Annotated in this window: 14 protein-coding genes and 1 riboswitch; all 14 genes read left to right on the forward strand. The window is 46.3% G+C overall.

Annotated elements, in window-relative coordinates; genetic code table 11:
- The first annotated feature begins 187 nt into the window (after positions 1-187).
- Entirely contained in the window at positions 188-2,755 is a 2,568-nt protein-coding gene (locus C3B52_RS24140; protein WP_103108938.1) for a S8 family serine peptidase, read from the forward strand.
- Between the two features lie 117 nt (positions 2,756-2,872).
- A riboswitch (SAM riboswitch) is annotated at positions 2,873-2,973 on the forward strand.
- Between the two features lie 141 nt (positions 2,974-3,114).
- On the forward strand, positions 3,115-4,320 hold the full coding sequence (gene metK, locus C3B52_RS24145) for a methionine adenosyltransferase (protein WP_201264935.1): 1,206 nt from the start codon (positions 3,115-3,117) through the stop codon (positions 4,318-4,320).
- 146 nt (positions 4,321-4,466) lie between these two features.
- Entirely contained in the window at positions 4,467-5,483 is a 1,017-nt protein-coding gene (locus tag C3B52_RS24150; RefSeq protein WP_103108940.1) for a polysaccharide deacetylase family protein, read from the forward strand.
- A complete protein-coding gene (locus tag C3B52_RS24155) occupies positions 5,480-6,622 on the forward strand; it encodes a sensor histidine kinase (protein ID WP_103108941.1) in 1,143 nt (380 codons plus the stop codon). The genes C3B52_RS24150 and C3B52_RS24155 overlap by 4 nt, the downstream gene beginning before the upstream one ends.
- A gap of 32 nt (positions 6,623-6,654) precedes the next feature.
- On the forward strand, positions 6,655-7,362 hold the full coding sequence (locus tag C3B52_RS24160; RefSeq protein ID WP_103108942.1) for a response regulator: 708 nt from the start codon (positions 6,655-6,657) through the stop codon (positions 7,360-7,362).
- A gap of 69 nt (positions 7,363-7,431) precedes the next feature.
- Positions 7,432-7,791, forward strand: coding sequence for a glycosyl transferase family 2 (locus C3B52_RS24165; RefSeq protein ID WP_103108943.1), 360 nt, complete (start codon positions 7,432-7,434; stop codon positions 7,789-7,791).
- A 193-nt stretch (positions 7,792-7,984) separates the two neighbouring features.
- Positions 7,985-10,678, forward strand: coding sequence for an ATP-binding protein (locus C3B52_RS24170; RefSeq protein WP_103108944.1), 2,694 nt, complete (start codon positions 7,985-7,987; stop codon positions 10,676-10,678).
- Positions 10,679-10,692: 14 nt separating this feature from the next.
- Positions 10,693-11,535: a CheR family methyltransferase gene (locus tag C3B52_RS24175; protein ID WP_103108945.1), complete on the forward strand. Its 843-nt coding sequence runs from the start codon at positions 10,693-10,695 to the stop codon at positions 11,533-11,535.
- A gap of 10 nt (positions 11,536-11,545) precedes the next feature.
- Positions 11,546-13,411, forward strand: coding sequence for a PAS domain S-box protein (locus C3B52_RS24180; protein ID WP_306418829.1), 1,866 nt, complete (start codon positions 11,546-11,548; stop codon positions 13,409-13,411).
- A gap of 279 nt (positions 13,412-13,690) precedes the next feature.
- Positions 13,691-15,619: a DEAD/DEAH box helicase gene (locus C3B52_RS24185; RefSeq protein WP_103108947.1), complete on the forward strand. Its 1,929-nt coding sequence runs from the start codon at positions 13,691-13,693 to the stop codon at positions 15,617-15,619.
- Positions 15,616-16,410 (forward strand): ComF family protein, encoded by a 795-nt coding sequence (locus C3B52_RS24190; RefSeq protein WP_103108948.1) that lies wholly within the window; start codon positions 15,616-15,618, stop codon positions 16,408-16,410. The genes C3B52_RS24185 and C3B52_RS24190 overlap by 4 nt, the downstream gene beginning before the upstream one ends.
- An 88-nt stretch (positions 16,411-16,498) precedes the next feature.
- Complete coding sequence (locus C3B52_RS24195; RefSeq protein ID WP_103108949.1) at positions 16,499-16,930, forward strand: TIGR03826 family flagellar region protein; 432 nt, start codon at positions 16,499-16,501, stop codon at positions 16,928-16,930.
- A gap of 166 nt (positions 16,931-17,096) precedes the next feature.
- Positions 17,097-17,372, forward strand: a complete 276-nt coding sequence (flgM, locus tag C3B52_RS24200) for a flagellar biosynthesis anti-sigma factor FlgM (RefSeq protein ID WP_103108950.1) — start codon at positions 17,097-17,099, stop codon at positions 17,370-17,372.
- 77 nt (positions 17,373-17,449) lie between these two features.
- Entirely contained in the window at positions 17,450-17,941 is a 492-nt protein-coding gene (locus tag C3B52_RS24205) for a flagellar protein FlgN (protein WP_103108951.1), read from the forward strand.
- The last annotated feature ends 1 nt before the right edge of the window (position 17,942 follow it).

Genomic DNA, 17,942 nt, shown 5'->3' on the forward strand with positions numbered 1-17,942 from the left:
GGAACCCTTTTTGCCGATGGTGGTGAAAAGGGTTCTTCTACAATCAGAACATTCCAAAAAATGGATAGTTGGGGTTGCATGTCTCCCTTTTCATCCGCTATGCTAGATAAGAACGAAAAGAATCAAAATACCTGAATTCCTTTAGACTGCCCGTCACAGCAGGAGAGAGAAGGAAGGACTGTTTTCCATGAAAAAGACGATACAGGTCACATTTGCAATAGTACTAGTCATAACAATGACAGTCACGAGCGTTCAGCCCATTTTTGCTGCTGCGGGAAAAGCGAATGATCCATTCCTCGGTAACCAAATCCATTTGAGCCAGATAAACGCTGATAAGGCCTGGTCAGCGGTCAATAGCAATGAATCGATTGTAATCGCTGTTCTGGATTCGGGGGCTGATTACAATCATGCTGATTTGAAAGATAATCTTTTGCCTGGCATCAATTTGGTCAATCCCGGACGGAGTGCACAGGATGACAATGGACATGGCACTGCAGTCACAGGTATCCTCGCAGCCAAAGGAAACAACGGGATAGGCGTAGCGGGTGTATTATGGAATGCTCAAATATTGCCGATAAAGGTTTTGGACAAAAAAGGTGTTGCTGACGTTGATTTGATTACAAAAGGAATCAATACGGCTCTTGATCGGGGAGCCAAGATCATTGTGATGTCTGTTAGTAGCATGTCCTACTCGCGGGGATTGGTCGCTGCTGTTAATCGCGCTGAAAAGAGCGGAGCGATCATCGTTGCAGCAAGCGGGAATGAAGCAGATCGGGTTGCTTTTCCGGCCGCGTATCCAACAGTTGTGGCTGTGGGGGCGGTAAAGAACAATAACCAGCCACTGCACGAGTCTAATTCTGGTCCTGAGCTGAGTCTGGTAGCTCCAGGCTTTAACGTGTATACGACCAAGCTGGGTGGGGTATACGGTCCTTTTAGTGGAACCTCGGCAGCTGCTCCTCAGGTGGCAGGTGCTGCAGCCCTTATTCTCGCCCGCAATCCACAACTAACCCCGCTGGATGTAAGGATGCTTCTTTATCAGACAGCCAAAGATCTTGGGGAGAGTGGTTGGGATCGAGCCACAGGATATGGCTTGCTAGATGTAAATAAGGCAGTCCGTACGCCAATGTCCATGGACTTTTTGGAGCCAAACAACACCAAATCAACGGCCAAGGCTTTTCCAATCGAATCACAAATACGGGGGAATCTCGGTCCGAATGATACGGTTGATTGGTTTCGAATGGATGTCCCCTATGATGGAAAAGTAAATTTTACTTCAACGGTTAATTCCGGCGTAAGCTCAGCGATAGCGGCGACTTTTTATACGGAGAATCGGGAGCCCATCACGGAGTATTTTGGAAATGGAGACACAGTCACAGTCCCAGCCAAAGCTGGGCGCATGTATATACGACTTTTACGTACGGCAGGGGTCAACTCCTTTACGTATGTACTAACCAGTCGCTTTAATATCAACCCGGATCGCAATGAACCGAATGATTCGGAAGCAACTGCAAGACCCCTTGTAGGAAATCAAATTAGTGTCACAGGTAATTTTCATTATGAGGGAGATCAGGACTGGTTCTCTTATTATGTGCGGGAATACGGTCAAATGGACGTAACAGTCACTCCTGATAATAAACGGATGGACATTTTGCTCGCGATCGGAAAACAAAGTCAGGGGAATAACACAGTCTGGGATTCTCCTTATGATAATGGAACCCGTGATGACCCGTCTGAGCATGTAAGAAAAGAAGTGTCTCCTGGTAAGTACTTGATCCGCATCAGTGAGTATGAGCAAAATGCGGTGAATGGGGAATATCGTTTGGACCTGGGCTTTACTCCGATTAAGAAAGATCCAAATGAACCGAATGATACGTATCTTCAAGCATCCCCGCTTGCAGGTGGAACCTTGATGACAGGGAATTTTCCAACGACAGCGGATTCAGACTGGTTCCAATTTAGGGTCAATGCGGAATCCTTTGTTAGTATTCGTGCTCCCTTCATTCCCGTCTCAAGTGGTGTCAGACTCGCGCTCTACAGTGAGAAAAACCTCAATTACGCGCTGTCCAGCACGAATCAAGTGGCGGAGCTCTCAGACCAAGGAAGAGAAATTATTGGCCTGCGACTGCAGCCAGGCAAGTATTATATCCGTTTAAATAGTGGAGTACCTTTCCGCTATGATTTGTACCGTTTGACGGTCACCCAGCAGGTGCTTGTCGCAGGATATCGCGATATTTCCGACCATTGGGCGCGCTCGGAGATTGTGAGACTGAGCGGCAGAGGAATCGTCAAGGGCTTTGATGATGCGACATTCAAGCCGAATCAGGCAGTGACACGGGCACAATTTGCGACCATGCTCATTCAAGCGATGAGAGCGAGTGGACAATCTGTGGGCAGTACCTATAGAGGCAGCACCGCTTTCAGCGATATGCCAAAAAGTCACTGGGCGTATAATAATTTGGGACTAGCTTATCAGCAAGGCATTTTGAGGGGATACCCAAATAATCGTATGAGACCCGACCAAGCCATCTCTCGTGCAGAAATGGCGGCTATGATTGCGCGAGCTCAAAAGGTTTTCCTGTATGCGCCAAGTGTGTCTTCCTTTCGGGATGTTCCAACAAACCACTGGGCGTTCTCATCGATTGAGGCACTCACTTCAAGAAAATGGATAAATGGATATGGAGCTACATTTAAGCCGCAGGGTAATGCGACCAGGGCTGAAGTCGTTGTCCTCATTTCAAAAGCGTACAAATTATAATCGCGCAAGCAAGCGATTGTAGAAAAAATTTCGGGGCACACTTGAAATACGCCCTTTACCAAATGTGTCTATTGACACCATAGAAAAAAACAATTATTCTATATTCCGTAATGGATACTCTTATCCAGAGCAGGCGGAGGGACTGGCCCGATGAAACCCGGCAACCGACTAGAGCGGTGCTAACCAGCAGAACGGACATCTGTTCTGGCCGATAAGAGGATGAAGGAAGCATAAAGCGCTCAAACCTTTTCCTCCAAAAACGCGGAAAAGGTTTTTTTTATTGCGTTTACGTCGATAAAATCCTGTCTCGGCTACCACACTATTTGTATGAGGTCAAAGGAGGTATTTTTCTCATGGCTTTGCAAAAAGGTCGTCGTCTCTTTACATCTGAATCCGTAACTGAAGGGCATCCGGATAAGATTTGTGACCAAATTTCCGACTCTATCCTTGATGCGATTCTGTCTAAAGATCCAAACGCTCGTGTAGCTTGCGAAACATCCGTAACAACTGGTTTGGTGCTCGTAGCTGGTGAAATCACTACAAACACGTACGTTGATATTCAAAAATTGGTTCGTGAAACAATCCGTGAGATTGGCTATGATCGTGCTAAATTTGGTTTTGACGCTGATACTTGCGGTGTAATCACTGCTATCGGCGAACAATCCGCTGACATCGCTCTTGGTGTTGACCAAGCTCTGGAAGCGCGCGAAGGCAAAATGACTGACGCTGAAATCGAAGCAATCGGTGCTGGTGACCAAGGTCTGATGTTTGGCTTTGCTTGCAACGAAACACCTGAGCTGATGCCACTTCCAATCAGCATGTCCCACCAGCTGGCTCGCCGTCTGACAGAAGTGCGCAAAAATGGCACACTGGCTTACCTGCGCCCAGATGGTAAAACACAAGTAACAGTGGAGTACGATGGCGATAAACCAGTTCGTATTGATACGATCGTTATTTCTACTCAACATGCTCCTGAAACTACATTGGAGCAAATCCAAAAAGATTTGGTTGAGCATGTAATTAAACCAGTGGTTCCTGCTGAGCTGTTGGATGCTGAAACCAAATACTTCATCAACCCAACTGGCCGTTTCGTAATCGGTGGACCACAAGGGGATGCTGGTTTGACTGGCCGTAAAATTATCGTAGATACGTACGGTGGTTATGCTCGTCATGGCGGCGGTGCATTCTCCGGTAAAGATCCAACCAAAGTGGACCGTTCCGGCGCATATGCTGCTCGTTATGTAGCGAAAAACATCGTGGCTGCAGGACTGGCTGACAAGTGTGAAGTTCAAGTAGCTTACGCGATTGGTGTAGCTCAACCAGTTTCCATCGCTGTAGATACGTTTGGTACAGGAACCATTTCTGAAGAAGATCTGGTAAAACTGGTTCGTAAAAACTTTGACCTGCGTCCAGCTGGTATCATTAAACAGCTTGACCTGCGTCGTCCTATTTACAAACAAACAGCTGCTTATGGCCACTTTGGACGTAACGACCTGAATGTTCCTTGGGAGCAAACAGACAAAGCGGAAGTGCTGAAGCAAGAAGCAGCACAACTGGCAAAATAAGAACGGTAGTGAAAGAGCCTAGTACTGTTACTAGGCTCTTTTTTCTGTGGAAATCAAAATCGTTGGGAGTTATTGGGGTGGGGTGAACAAAGGAATTTGTAGGGTTATGTCGAATCTCCTAAAATGGGAAGTGAGGAGGGGTTTTTTTGCCGAAAAGAAGGCTCTTCCTGATCGTGTTTGTAACCTTTTTGTTACTTATTGTGGCAGGTGGATTACTGGGAGAATCGGGTTTGGTAAAAAAGAATGTACAAAAACTGCAACCTTTTCCCCAAGTTGATACGTCTAACTACATAAGTGGTGCACAGAATGCTGAGCCAAACGTCACAGCAATCCAAAAAGCAACTGCAGTCCCGAAAAAGTGGTACAACAATCAGGTTGTCGTATTAACGTATCATCATGTGACTGATCAAACCGATCAGAGATACGTCATATCGCCAGAACTATTTGCGAGGCACATGGCGTTTCTGCATGAAAATGATCTACATCCTATATCGCTTGCAGAGTTTGTGCAATTTGTTCAGACGGGGACCTTGCCAACGGAGAATGCAGTACTCATTACATTTGATGACGGATATGAGAGTTACTATACAGAAGCGTTTCCGATTATGCGTGAATACGGTTTTCCATCTGTCAATTTTGCCATTGCAGGCAGGATACGAGATGTAGCAGAACGAAAGCGGGTAAACATGACGACGCCACTGTCGCGTCAACAAGTAAATGAAATGATAGCCTCTGGACTGGCTGATGTTGCCTCTCATACGTACAGCTTGCACGAAGAGGAAGAGAGCAACGAATGGGGCGATCTTGGACCAGGGACGGCCCCTGTCTATCTGAAGGATTTAAACCGATTGGAAGTTGAAAAGGAGTATAGAAATCGACTCTACGTTGATTTCGTTATGTCACGAGTAGGTCTTGGATCGTGGATTGGTTACGATGTGAAAGCACTCTCCTTGCCATTTGGCTATACGAACAATATTGTGCTGGAAACCGCACGACAAGCCGGTTATGAGTTTGTGTTTACATCCACACCAGGAATAGTAAAGCGTGGAACCAATCCGTTTGCCATCCCGCGAAATGGCGTCGGGTTACGAGATGTGGATGAGGCCAGCCTCCATCAGCTGTTCACGAAAGCGAAAAACGAGTTTGAAGGAGAGCAATCATGAACAAAGCGATAGACATCAGCGTACTCGATGGGGTGATCAAGCGGACGATCGAAACAGTTGAGACAAGTAAAACCCAAATATTTGATATAGCGGAAAGCGCAAGGCAGCAAGGAAACTCACTGAAGCTTGATTTGCACGAGCTGCGCCAGGAAATTTCCAAGGTCATTCAGAAGGTAGATGCGTTGGAGCTGGCATACCAAAAATCGCGCAACAGGCTCGTATTGGTGAGCCGAAATTTTCATATGTACACCGAGGAAGACATTCGGATTGCGTATGAAGAGGCGAGCCGTATCCAAGTGGAGCTGTCCATTTATCGCGAGCGCGAAAATAACCTGAAGCGAAGACGCAATGACCTGGAGCGCCAATTGCGGACGCTGGAGGAAACAATCGTCAGAGCTGAGAAGCTAGTCTCGCAAATGGGGGTAGTTCTTGGCTACCTTACAGGGGACTTGAGCAAAATTGGCGAGGCTCTGGAGTCAGCCAAGCAGCACCAGCTCATGGGGCTAAAAGTCATTCAGGCTCAAGAAGAAGAACGCAAGCGTGTAGCTCGGGAAATTCACGATGGCCCAGCACAGTCGATGGCGAATGTCGTCCTGCGCTCGGAAATCGTCGAAAAAATGCTGAAGAATGAGCGTATTCTCGAAGCGCAGATGGAGCTGCATGAATTGAAGGAAATGGTCCGAATGAGCTTGGCAGATGTCAGAAGGATCATTTTCGATTTGCGTCCGATGGCATTGGATGATCTCGGTTTGGTGCCTACTTTGCAAAAATATATTCGAACATGTGAAGAGCGTATCGCTTCCTCTATTGATCTGGTAATATTTGGTATAGAGCCTCCTTTGCGCAGCTCCGTAAAAGCCGCTATTTTTCGTATGGTTCAGGAGTGCTTGAACAATGTGGAAAAGCATGCCGAGGCCACCAACGTACAAGTAAAGCTAGAGTTTTTACAGGAATCACTGAGTCTCGTGGTAAAAGACGACGGTGTTGGATTCGATCTCGAAAAGCGGATGGCAAATGGCAATTCATTCGGTCTGCTTGGCATGAGGGAGCGCGTTCAGTTATTGGAGGGCTCTGTAGAATTGCAATCGGCACCAGGTGACGGAACAAAAGTGATATTCCAAATACCGCTGAAAATGTGAAATTACATAGAATGTACACAGGGGGATGAACCATGGATAAAAGACAGCAAGAGCTCCGTATCGTAATTGTAGACGACCATCAATTATTCCGTGAAGGCGTAAAGCGTATTCTGGAAATGGAAGAGGATTTCAAGGTCGTTGGAGAAGGTGCGGATGGAGGCGAGGCAGCATTACTGGCAGAGGAGCATAAGCCAGATGTTCTGCTCATGGACATCAACATGCCTAATATTAATGGTGTTTCTGCTGCTGAGAATGTAATTACTGTAAGTCCGACTACTCGTGTCATTATGCTGTCTATTCATGACGATGAGGGCTACGTTTATCGTACGCTGCGCTCCGGTGCATCTGGTTACTTGCTAAAAGAAATGGGTACGAGTGACTTGGTGGATGCCGTTCGCGTAGTAGCTAGTGGTGGCGCATACATACATCCTAAGGTGACGGGCAAGCTGATCGAGGAATTCCGTCGCTTGAGTGAGCAAGAGGGATCGACAGAACGCAGCTTTTCTGTAGATGAATCGCAAGCAATTGATCCAAAAGTGATTGAATCATTGACCAGGCGTGAGCGTGAAGTACTGCAGCTCATGGCAGAAGGAAAAAGCAATCGTGCAATTGGCGAGTTTTTATTTATCAGTGAGAAAACGGTTAAAAACCACGTCAGCAGCATTTTGCAAAAATTAAACGTGCAAGACCGCACACAGGCAGTTGTTATTTCGATTAAAAATGGTTGGGTAAAACTGTAGGCAGCTATCAAAAAGTGACCTTGTTCAAGCTATGCGGCATACCTTGTTAGTGGAGGAGGTATGACCGTGATGGAAGAACTGGTTGTATGGCTATTGGCGGCATTTGGCTGCTCCTCTTTACTCTTGATGATAGCTGAGAGCTGGATTCGGCAGATGAATGGGGTCGCCGAACTGCCGTCAGTACATTACCGGCTGCTGCTGCGGGATTCGGAGCAGGTACTGGAACAAGCTGTTCGAAAACTGCTGTTTCGTTCCTACTGGAGTGGCAAGCCCATCCGTATTACGTTAATAGATGAGGGTTCCGTGGATGACACGCCTCAAATATGTACCGTTTTGGACCGCTATCCGCATTGTCATTTGATGGATTGGCAAGAAGGTGTAGCAGCGGGAACTATTGTAACAATTGATTTACGTCAACACGAAAAGTAAGGAGCGCCTATAGCGTTCCTTATTTTTTTGGAATAGTTGACCTGATTATCTAGTTTTCTAAGTGGAAAATATTTTCTGAATTTTGGAATCATACATATTGAAATCTTCTTTAATCTTGGACTATGATTTTCCTAAGAATATACAGCTCCCAAAAACAGTCCCGATTAACTCATGGATCGAGGGGAAGTCATACATGAAATTCAAAACGAGACTGTACCTAGGTTTTGGTCTGATTATTGTCCTTTGTATTATTCTCGTGTCAATGATGATGAGTATGCTCAATCAGTTGAATCACAATTTAAATCGGGTCGTTCAGGAACGCTATGAAAAGGTAAGGCTGGTCAATATTATCTATCAGGAGCTAAATAGTATAAGCCGGGATTCGCGAGGCTTGCTTGCCAATCCACCTTCCGAACTGCTGCCGATATTTGAAGCGAATATTACGCAGAACAACGCTAGCTTGAAACAAGCATTGGATGATCTTCGTGGATTGGAAAATGAGGAAAAGACACGAGATTTGATCCAAAAGCTGCGAGGCTTCGGTGATATTTATCAGAATAATCAATACGAAATAGAATTATTGCGAGAGGCTGGTAAAGAAGAGGAAGCCAATCGCTTGTATTGGTACGAGAGCAGAGAGATTCGCGAGCGAATGTTTGAGCTTATTGATAAGCTGAAAAAAACGGAAGAGCAAGCAATGATGGACGAGCTCGACCAATCGCGAAACGGCTACGAACTAGCGGTTAAAATGACTTATATTTACGTCGTGCTAGGTGTCCTGATGGGCATAGGGGTTACCATCTGGGTAGTGAGGAGCTTAACGGGCAGTCTTAACCGGATCACTTCGGTCATGACGGAAGTCGCTGACTACGAAACAGACAAGCTGCCGCGGCTACATGTAAATGCGGAGGATGAGATCGGTGCTATATCCAGCGCTTACAACCATATGGCGAAAGCATTGGAGGACCATATTCAGAAGGTAAAGGAGTCTAGTGATACTGCTGAGAATCAAAGCTGGTTAAAGACGCAAGTGGCAGAGATGGCTACGATGTATGCGGGAATTGAAAGCCTGCAGGAGCTGGCAAACCTGTTTATTACAAAGGTGCCCCCTATGGTTGGTGCGAGCTACGGTGTCTTTTACAGGAAAGAGGGCAAAGGCGAAGCAGCCAGACTCCGCAAGCTGGCTGCGTATGCTGATAGCGATATTGATTTTGGAGGCGAGTTTCGTTTAGGGGAAGGGCTCGTTGGTCAGTGCGCTTTGGAAAATCGGGAAATTAGCCTTACCCAAATCCCTGATGATTACATAAAAATTGCATCCGGCATCGGCCTTTCGTCGCCCAAAATGATTCTGCTGCTTCCTGCTGATTTTGAGGGCGAAGTGCTGGCTGTAGTTGAATTAGCATCTTTTACTGAATTTACCCCTCTGCAGCAAATGTTATTGGATGAAGTGATGAGCAGCCTCGGTATCACGATCAACAGTATTATCAGCCGTATGCAGGTTGAAAAACTGCTTCAAGAATCGCAGGCGCTGACGGAAGAATTACAGAGCCAATCTGAAGAGCTCCAGCTTCAACAGGAGGAGCTGCGGACGATTAACGAAAAGCTTGAGGAACAATACGAGAACTCGGAGCAAAAGACAACCGAACTGGAAAAAACGCGCCTGATTCTGGAGGAAAAAGCGCAGCAGCTGGCGATTAGCTCTCAGTATAAATCAGAATTTCTGGCCAATATGTCTCATGAGCTGCGTACACCGTTGAATAGCTTATTGATTCTCGCTCAAATGCTGGCTGAGAACAACGAAAAAAATCTGATGCCGAAGCAAGTGGAGTATGCCAATACGATTCATTCAGCAGGTAATGATCTGCTGCATTTAATTAACGATATTTTAGACCTGGCAAAAATCGAATCAGGCAATGATGAAGTGAATCCTGAGGAAGTGACCCTCCACACAGTCAAGACATTGGTAGAAAAGCAGTTTATGCCCGTAGCTCGTCAAAAGGGTCTTCAGTTTACGGTTGAGCTTACTTCGGGTCTGCCCAAAATGATTTGGACCGATGAGCGGAGATTGCAGCAGATTTTGAAAAACCTGTTATCGAATGCTTTTAAATTCACGGAAAAGGGAAGCGTCTCCCTACATATTGGCATCGCAAAAGAAAAAATAGCTGGTATTCAGGACGACATGATTATTACTTTTTCGGTTATGGATACAGGGATTGGCGTCTCCAAAGAAAATCAGGAAATCATTTTTGAAGAGTTTAAACAAGCAGATGGCACTACGAGTAGAAAATATGGTGGAACTGGTCTTGGATTATCGATTAGTCGAAAGATAGCTGAACTATTAGGCGGGCATATTGGCATTGAGAGTGAGGAGGGAAGGGGCAGTACCTTTACTCTTTACTTGCCTGGTCGTCAAACAGAGGCTATGTCCGCGGAAAAGGAGGTTGCTGTCAGCGTCGATTATAACGAGGAGGCTGTTCAATCGATTCCGCAGGTGGGGCCAGCAGAAGCACTGCTGGTTGGGAAGAAAATACTGATCGTAGACGATGATATGCGCAATGTATTTGCGCTAACGACTGCCATCGAAGGGCACCACATGAAGGTAGTTTTTGCTGAAAATGGACGGGAAGCCATCGATGTATTAATGGGTAATCCAGACATTGATTTAATCCTGATGGATATTATGATGCCTGAGATGGATGGGTTTGAGGCGATGCGAATCATACGTCAAAACCCGGAGTATCAGACATTGCCAATTATCGCCCTGACCGCCAAAGCCATGAAGCATGACAGGGAGCAATGCATAGAAGCAGGTGCATCGGATTACATTAGCAAGCCTGTAAATTTGGAGCAGCTGTTCTCTTTGATGAGGGTATGGCTTTACAGATAGGTGGGACTGGCCAGATGGCAGACGTCAAGACACAGGAGCATCTGGAGCTGGAGAAGATCGAGATGACTCTATTGCTGGAAGCGATTTATCGCTATTACGGGTTTGATTTTAGAAACTATGCGGAACCATTTCTTCAGCGCAGAGTATGGCATCGTATCCGGGCAGAAAAGGTAAGAAGCATCTCAGGGCTGCAGGAAAAGATATTACATGAGCCTGGCGCTATGAAAAGACTGCTCGATGATTTATCCATCAATGTGACAGAGATGTTTAGGGATCCACCTTTTTTTCTCGCCTTTCGTTCAAAGATTATTCCACTGCTAAAAGAATTTTCCTCCATTCGAATCTGGCATGTGGGCTGCTCATCAGGGGAAGAAGTATATTCGATGGCCATTCTTTTGAAAGAAGAAGGCTTGTATGAAAAAACCAAAATATACGCTACTGATATGAATGAGAGGATGGTTGACTTAGCCAAGCAAGGCATTTTCCCTCTGGATCGCATGCAAATGTACACCAAAAACTATTTGCAAGCGGGAGGGAAGCGGGCCTTTTCTGAATACTATACGGCTACGGTCGAAAACGTCATTTTTCAACCATATTTACGTGAAAACATCGTGTTTGCCCAACATAATTTAGTGACTGATCATTCTTTCAACGATTTTCATGTCATCATTTGTAGAAATGTAATGATTTATTTCAATAAATTATTGCAGGATCATGTCCATAGTCTGCTTTACGAAAGTCTCGTGTTATCAGGCTTTCTCGGTTTGGGTAATAGAGAGGGGGTAAAGTATACTAGCCATGCGAACTACTACCAGGAATTTGACTGCACAGAAAAAATCTACAGAAAAATCAAATGATACGTCGCTAGTGGAAGTCCCTGAACAGAAAGTAAGTATACTACTCGTTGATGATCGCGCTGAAAATCTGTTGGCACTGGAAGCAGTGCTTACCTCTCAAAAATATCATTTGGTTTGTGCCCATTCTGGAGAAGAGGCTCTGAAGTTTATTCTAAAGCAAGACTTTGCGGCAATACTACTGGATGTACAGATGCCAGGATTAAACGGCTTTGAAACGGCGAAGCTGATCAAGGCAAGGGAGAAGTCACGTTATATCCCGATTCTCTTTATTACCGCCATTAGTCAAGAAGCGGAGCATGTCTTCCACGGTTACAGTGTTGGGGCAATCGATTATATTTTTAAGCCGTTTCAACCAGAGGCGCTGCAAAAAAAGGTGGAAGAGTTCGTCAGGATTTACCAGAATCATGAGCGCATGCTGCTTGAGGGAGAGCGGGAGCTGGAGAAAGTACATCAGAGGCTTGATCGTGTTACCTTTGATCTGAGGAAATCAGAGGCGTTGGCGCGGGTGATCAGTGAAACGCTAAAAGATACCATTGTCACTTTTGATGAGCATGGATTCATTTTATCGGCAAATTATGCTGCTGAAAAAATGTTTGGTTATACACCTGAGGAATTAATCGGGGAGTCGGTTGCAAAGCTATTGCCTGAGTTAAAGCGTGGGGACCCGTGCCCGCTTGAATCGAGCCTGATAGAAACAGAGGCTGTTCGCAGAGATAGCAGCGTGTTTCCTGTTGAGGCGCAAATTGGGGATGCAAGCATTGAGGATCAGAACATTTATGTTTGCTCCATCCGTGATATTACCGAGAGAAAGCAGCTGGAGGAGGAGCGTAAACAACAACTCCGAAATGACCTTCATTTGTCCAAAGAGCGCTTTCGAATCATTTTTGAATCGTCTCCCTGTCTGATCTCGATCTTATCGTTAGAGGATGGCCGCTACATTGATGTAAATCCGGGCTGGCTTGGTTTTTCCGGCTATGAATATAGCGAGATAAAAGGTAAAGCTTTTGATATTTTGCAAATAACTGCTGCTTCGGATAAGGAAGTAGCACAGGGTTATTTGTTTGATTTGCAGAAGCCTGTGCACAATGCCAAAATTAGCTATGTCACCAAATCGGGTGAGACTCGCGAAGGGTTGTTGTCGACAAAAATTATTTATATCGAAGGGGAAACGTGTGTCCTTTGCTTCATCACGGATATCACCGAGCGCGTTCGATTGGAAAGCGAAATGATTCGACTGGACCGGTTGAATCTAATTGGAGAGATGGCAGCAGGGATTGCCCATGAGATTCGCAACCCGATGACAACCGTCCGCGGATTTTTACAGCTTTCCAATCACAGTCCCCATAATCCACTGCAATACATTGATTTGATGCTCAATGAGCTGGATCGTGCTAATGCCATTATTACAGAGTTTCTTACTCTTGCAAAAAACAAAGTAAATGACAAGCAGATACAAGACTTGAATGCGATTATTGAATCACTGTTTCCGTTGATACAAGCAGAGGCGCTGCTCTCTGATAAATATATTAGTTTGGAGCTGGGGGATTGTCCGCCGCTCGCCATGGATGAAAAAGAAATTCGGCAAATGATCTTGAATCTTGCCTTAAACGGCTTGGAAGCAATGTCTGCTGGTGGTCGCTTGTCGATCAAAACGCATACTGAGAATCAAAAGGTCGTACTGGAAGTTCGGGATCAAGGAACAGGTATCAAGCCAGAGCTGATCCAAAAGATAGGAACGCCTTTTTTCACCACGAAAGAGACAGGAACAGGCTTGGGACTTGCCATATGCTACAGTGTAGCTGATCGGCACCATGCCGAAATTGAAGTGAAAACGGACCATACCGGAACGATCTTTTTTGTTCGGTTTACTGTTTAAGAGGTTGTTCAAAAAGTCGTCTTTTGATCACGAAGGAGTCCTGAAAGCTCATTCGACATCGAAAATGGCGTTCATCTTCGAAGTCCGGTGCTCATGTAGTTTGCCTACACTCCGCTCCTCCTTCGTTCGATTCTCGCCATTTTCTCGGTGCTGAAAAGACAACTTTTTGAACACGCACTTTAAGAGGCCAGGTGCCTCTTTTTTCTTTTCTTCTTTTCTTGCACGGTACCGTTGTCTTTTTGCAAACTGAGAACAAGCAAGAGGAACGGGAGTGATCGCATGCGTGATTATTTGCTCTATCTCAAACAAGGGAAGATGTCGATACAGGCGTATGTTACTCCCTGCTTTGAGGTCGATCTGATGTATTGGCGTGACCGAGAAGGATGTCAGCTGCACATAATGGGGAAAAGCCCTTCTTTGGCGCTGGTTTTTTCTTTGCGCGAAATGATCAACACACATTTGCAAGGTTTATCTGGGACTGGAAAGAGTATCACTGACACGGCACTGGCGAATCTGAAACAGATGATCAATGGGTATGTACGTGATGTGAGTCATTTATATAGACGTGCGGCAACGGGTAAAGACGCGCCAGGAAAAGAATGGTTTGAGTGGGAGGAAAGTGACCATCCCTCGCAGGAATATGGCAATTCTGTCGATGAGACTGGCGCATGTACTGGTAATTTGTCATCCGTCATCTACGCCCAAGCACTCGCAGGCCGCTCGCTCTTATGGGAAGAAGTGGGGACGCTGCTGCAAAAAAGAGGGCTGGCAGATCAAGATTGTACAGCCGTATTGCAGCAAATGGTTTTAGCTGGCAAGGCAGAGTGGCAGCCGGGGATACGTCTGTCCATGAAAAAAGGCTGGTGGCGAAATAGGCTGGAGTTGAAATGTGAGCGATGCGGGAGCGGAAGCAGGGATTTGGAGCTGACGGTTTGTCATAGCTGTGGACAAGGCTGCGCATATTGTACGGTATGTCTCGGGATGGGGAGAAGCAAGTGCTGCACGCCTTATGTATTGGTACCTGCTCCGTCGGTTGTGTCGGCTGTGAATAAGAGAGAGCGGGTGCGTGATGTCGCCCGTCTACAGTGGACGGGCAGCTATTCAAAAGATCAGGCTAGAGCAGCTGAGCAGGCACGTCGGTTCGTCGCTAGCCCGCGTCTTGGATTGGATGAGTTTTTAATTTGGGCAGTCTGTGGAGCGGGAAAAACAGAGCTATTGTTTCCGTCGATAGCGGAGGCATTGTCCGCCGGTGGCAGGGTGCTGATTGCTACTCCGAGAAAAGATGTTGTACTGGAGCTTGCGCCTCGTATACAAAAGGTTTTTCCGAACGCTCAGGTAATTGCCGTGCATGGATCGAGTGCCCAAAAATGGGATGACAGCGATATTACGATTGCGACAACACATCAGGTCATGCGCTACTATCGCAGATTTCCGCTTGTCGTGCTCGATGAGGCAGACGCTTTTCCCTATCACAACAATCTTGTTTTGTATCGAGCAGTCGCCAGAGCTGTGCAGGCTGGGGGCAAGCTGCTTTATTTGAGCGCGACACCTCCGCGTTATTTGCAAAAGCGCCTGATTCCAAGCAAACGGGGCTTCTTTATTCGGACATCATCGGGCACTCCGTTACTATCAGCATCTCACGTTTTGTTGCCCGGCCGTTATCACGGTTCCATGCTGCCAGTACCGGATGTTGTAACTGTACAGGGGCTGCATAAGCGCGTTCAATCGAATCGCCCGATTGCTCCTCTCGTTGAAATGGTGCGCAGCTCGCTGGACAATGGACGTCAAGTTTTTCTCTTCGTTCCCCGGATCGATGACGTAGCAAAAGTTTTGGCTTACATACAGCAGCTACTCCCCGCGCATGCAACAAAAATGGCTGGAGTTCATGCGGCAGATACCTTGCGTGAGGAAAAGGTCCAAGCATTTCGCGACAAGCAATATACGCTTATGGTGACAACGACCATTTTGGAACGCGGAGTCACCATCCCCCGAAGTGATGTTGTGGTATTAGGTGCTGAAGCCCCTGTTTTTGATGAGGCTTCACTCGTACAAATAGCTGGACGTGTAGGACGGTCGATAGATGATACGACAGGAACGGTACTTTTTTTACAGGCTGACCGAGCGAATGCCCCCAAGGCTGCTGTGAAACAGATTTGTCGGATGAATCAGCTGGCACTAAAGCTGCGAGCACAGGAGGGGAGGACATGAGGACAAAATCCTGTGTAAGCTGTGGCAATCGTATTGCGTCATCTCTCAGAGAAGCAAGCGTACGAAGCTGGGCGCGTCAGCTAAGTAATAAAGCGCGCTATCCGATTGTTTATCGGTTGTTAACGGGACTTCCGATTTGTGCAGGATGCCTGGATGCACTTCCGGTGATCGAGGCTTCTATTTGCCAGAAGTGCGGACGCGAGCTGGAGGTTGGTATAGCTACAGGCACTTTCTGTCATGACTGTAAGCTAGTTAGCGATGAGACGCTCGTGAGTAATCGCAGTTTGTTGCACTATAATGAGTGGGGCAAGAGCTTATTGGGATTATACAAATATCGTGGAGATGAACGGCTGGCATCCTTTTATGGAGCGCTTCTCGCCATTACGTTTTTCCGTTACCATGACCCGACATCGTTTGCTTGCATTACCACAGTACCGCTACATAGCAATCGTTTGCATGAACGTGGCTTTAATCAGGTCGATCTTTTGGCAGCTGGGCTCAGTAAAGCGGTCGGCGTTCCTGTGCAGCCACTACTACAGCGAACAAAAGAAACCGCCAAGCTGAGCAAACAAGGAGGGCGTACGGTACGGCAGGAGAGCATGCGCGAAGCCTTTGCCTGGACTGGAGATCGGGGTGTTTCAATCTCGTTTGGAACATCCGAGAAGCCATATAAAATCTTGCTTGTGGACGATATCTTTACAACAGGATCGACTCTTCGCTCATGCGCAAGTGTTTTACGGGCACATTTGGGAGCAGTTTGTGAAATTTACTCCTTGACAATATACCGATAGCCAGGTTGGTAAATTTGCGTTATCATGGAAGCAAACAACAGTCAGGAATCGGTGCGAACTTTCCGAATGAGCAAAGGGGTTGTCGTTTATGTCTCTGGGTAAACTCGCAAACTGCTCGCGGTGTGATACTCTTTTTGTACAAGTAGTCCGCGACATTTGCCCCAAATGCAATCAAGAAGTGGAACAGGAATATGAAAAATGTGCCAGGTTTTTGCGCAAACGTGAAAATCGCGGGTCGAATATTCACGTAGTGAGCGAAGAAACTGGCGTGAGCGTAAAGCAGATTACGAAATTCATTAAAGAAGGCCGTATCTCTATAGAAGGAAACCCAAACCTTGGCTATCCGTGCGAGGTTTGTGGTTTCATGATTCGGACAGGCAATATGTGTGAATCCTGCATGAAAGGCTTAAAACACGAAATTACCCAGCAGCTTGATGTTGAGCAGCGATTGGAAGCGGACAGTCGTGCCCGCTTGGCTGAGGCAGCGGTTTATCGAAGAAAGCAGAATAGTGACGAATAGTTTTGCTCAAAAAAACTAATTGTGGAGAGCGAATTTGCCGATGATACTACTAGAAGGTATCATCGGCATTTTTATGTGTAAATGAACGAAAAGACAGTCAAAGCGGGTCGAGCAGACCAGCCAGTAATCAATTAAATGTCCGGTGGTTTGAGAGGATGGTTATCACATGCGCATTAACGAACCCAACCGAATAGGGATGATCAATGCCTATAACAAGTCGGGGAATACCCAAGTAGGAAAGAGCGGCAAAATCCCAATGGGTAAGGACAAAGTAGACATTTCTACAGAGGCATTGGAAATGCAAAAGCAGGTAGAAGATCCGAATTCTCCGCAACGCAGAGAAAAAGTGGATCAACTGAAAAAGCAAGTAGAGGAAGGTAGCTATCGCGTCTCCAGTGAAAAGATTGCTGAGAAGCTCCTTTCCTTTTGGAAAAAGCTGTAGGCATGGATGTTCCGTTTGGAGTTTGGAACATCCTCTATAACCAACTTCTCTAGGGAAGATGAGGAGAACCAGAAAATATGCAAACACTCTACGAACTGCTCGACAATTTGATCCAATTGCACAAAGCCTTGTATACCTTAGCCATGCAAAAGAAGGACGTGCTGGTAAAAGGAGATGTGGATGAACTGGTGGCCATTACTCGCCAGGAGCAAAAGCTGATCAAGGGTATAACAGCAGTAGAAACAGCCCGCCTGAATGCGGTGAAAGAACTGACAACCGAAAAGGGTTTGACTCCGCAGGAAGGTACACTGGCTGAACTGATCAAATTGACGACTAGTGCGGAAGAGAAGCTGCGACTCACGTCCTTTCGTAATGAACTAAGCCGGATTGTCACCGAACTCAAAGAAGCGAACGAATTGAACCAACAGCTTTTGGAGCAATCCCTATCATTTGTAAATATGACGCTCGATCTGATCACCGATACGCCCGAGGACGATTTCATTTATGGCAAACCGACCTCGGATTCGTACCGTCAGGCAAATCGAACATTTTTCAATAAAAAAGCGTAAA

The sequence above is a fragment of the Brevibacillus reuszeri genome (genome assembly GCF_002897295.1).
Classification (GTDB): Bacteria; Bacillota; Bacilli; order Brevibacillales; family Brevibacillaceae; genus Brevibacillus; species Brevibacillus reuszeri_A.

Bases quoted from the DNA above. Each gene is read 5' to 3' on its own strand.
- C3B52_RS24140 (WP_103108938.1), top strand. From the start codon at position 188: ATGAAAAAGACGATACAGGTCACATTTGCAATAGTACTAGTCATAACA.
- C3B52_RS24155 (WP_103108941.1), top strand. From the start codon at position 5,480: ATGAACAAAGCGATAGACATCAGCGTACTCGATGGGGTGATCAAGCGG.
- C3B52_RS24160 (WP_103108942.1), top strand. From the start codon at position 6,655: ATGGATAAAAGACAGCAAGAGCTCCGTATCGTAATTGTAGACGACCAT.
- C3B52_RS24165 (WP_103108943.1), top strand. From the start codon at position 7,432: ATGGAAGAACTGGTTGTATGGCTATTGGCGGCATTTGGCTGCTCCTCT.
- C3B52_RS24170 (WP_103108944.1), top strand. From the start codon at position 7,985: ATGAAATTCAAAACGAGACTGTACCTAGGTTTTGGTCTGATTATTGTC.
- C3B52_RS24175 (WP_103108945.1), top strand. From the start codon at position 10,693: ATGGCAGACGTCAAGACACAGGAGCATCTGGAGCTGGAGAAGATCGAG.
- C3B52_RS24185 (WP_103108947.1), top strand. From the start codon at position 13,691: ATGCGTGATTATTTGCTCTATCTCAAACAAGGGAAGATGTCGATACAG.
- C3B52_RS24190 (WP_103108948.1), top strand. From the start codon at position 15,616: ATGAGGACAAAATCCTGTGTAAGCTGTGGCAATCGTATTGCGTCATCT.
- C3B52_RS24195 (WP_103108949.1), top strand. From the start codon at position 16,499: ATGTCTCTGGGTAAACTCGCAAACTGCTCGCGGTGTGATACTCTTTTT.
- flgM (WP_103108950.1), top strand. From the start codon at position 17,097: ATGCGCATTAACGAACCCAACCGAATAGGGATGATCAATGCCTATAAC.
- C3B52_RS24205 (WP_103108951.1), top strand. From the start codon at position 17,450: ATGCAAACACTCTACGAACTGCTCGACAATTTGATCCAATTGCACAAA.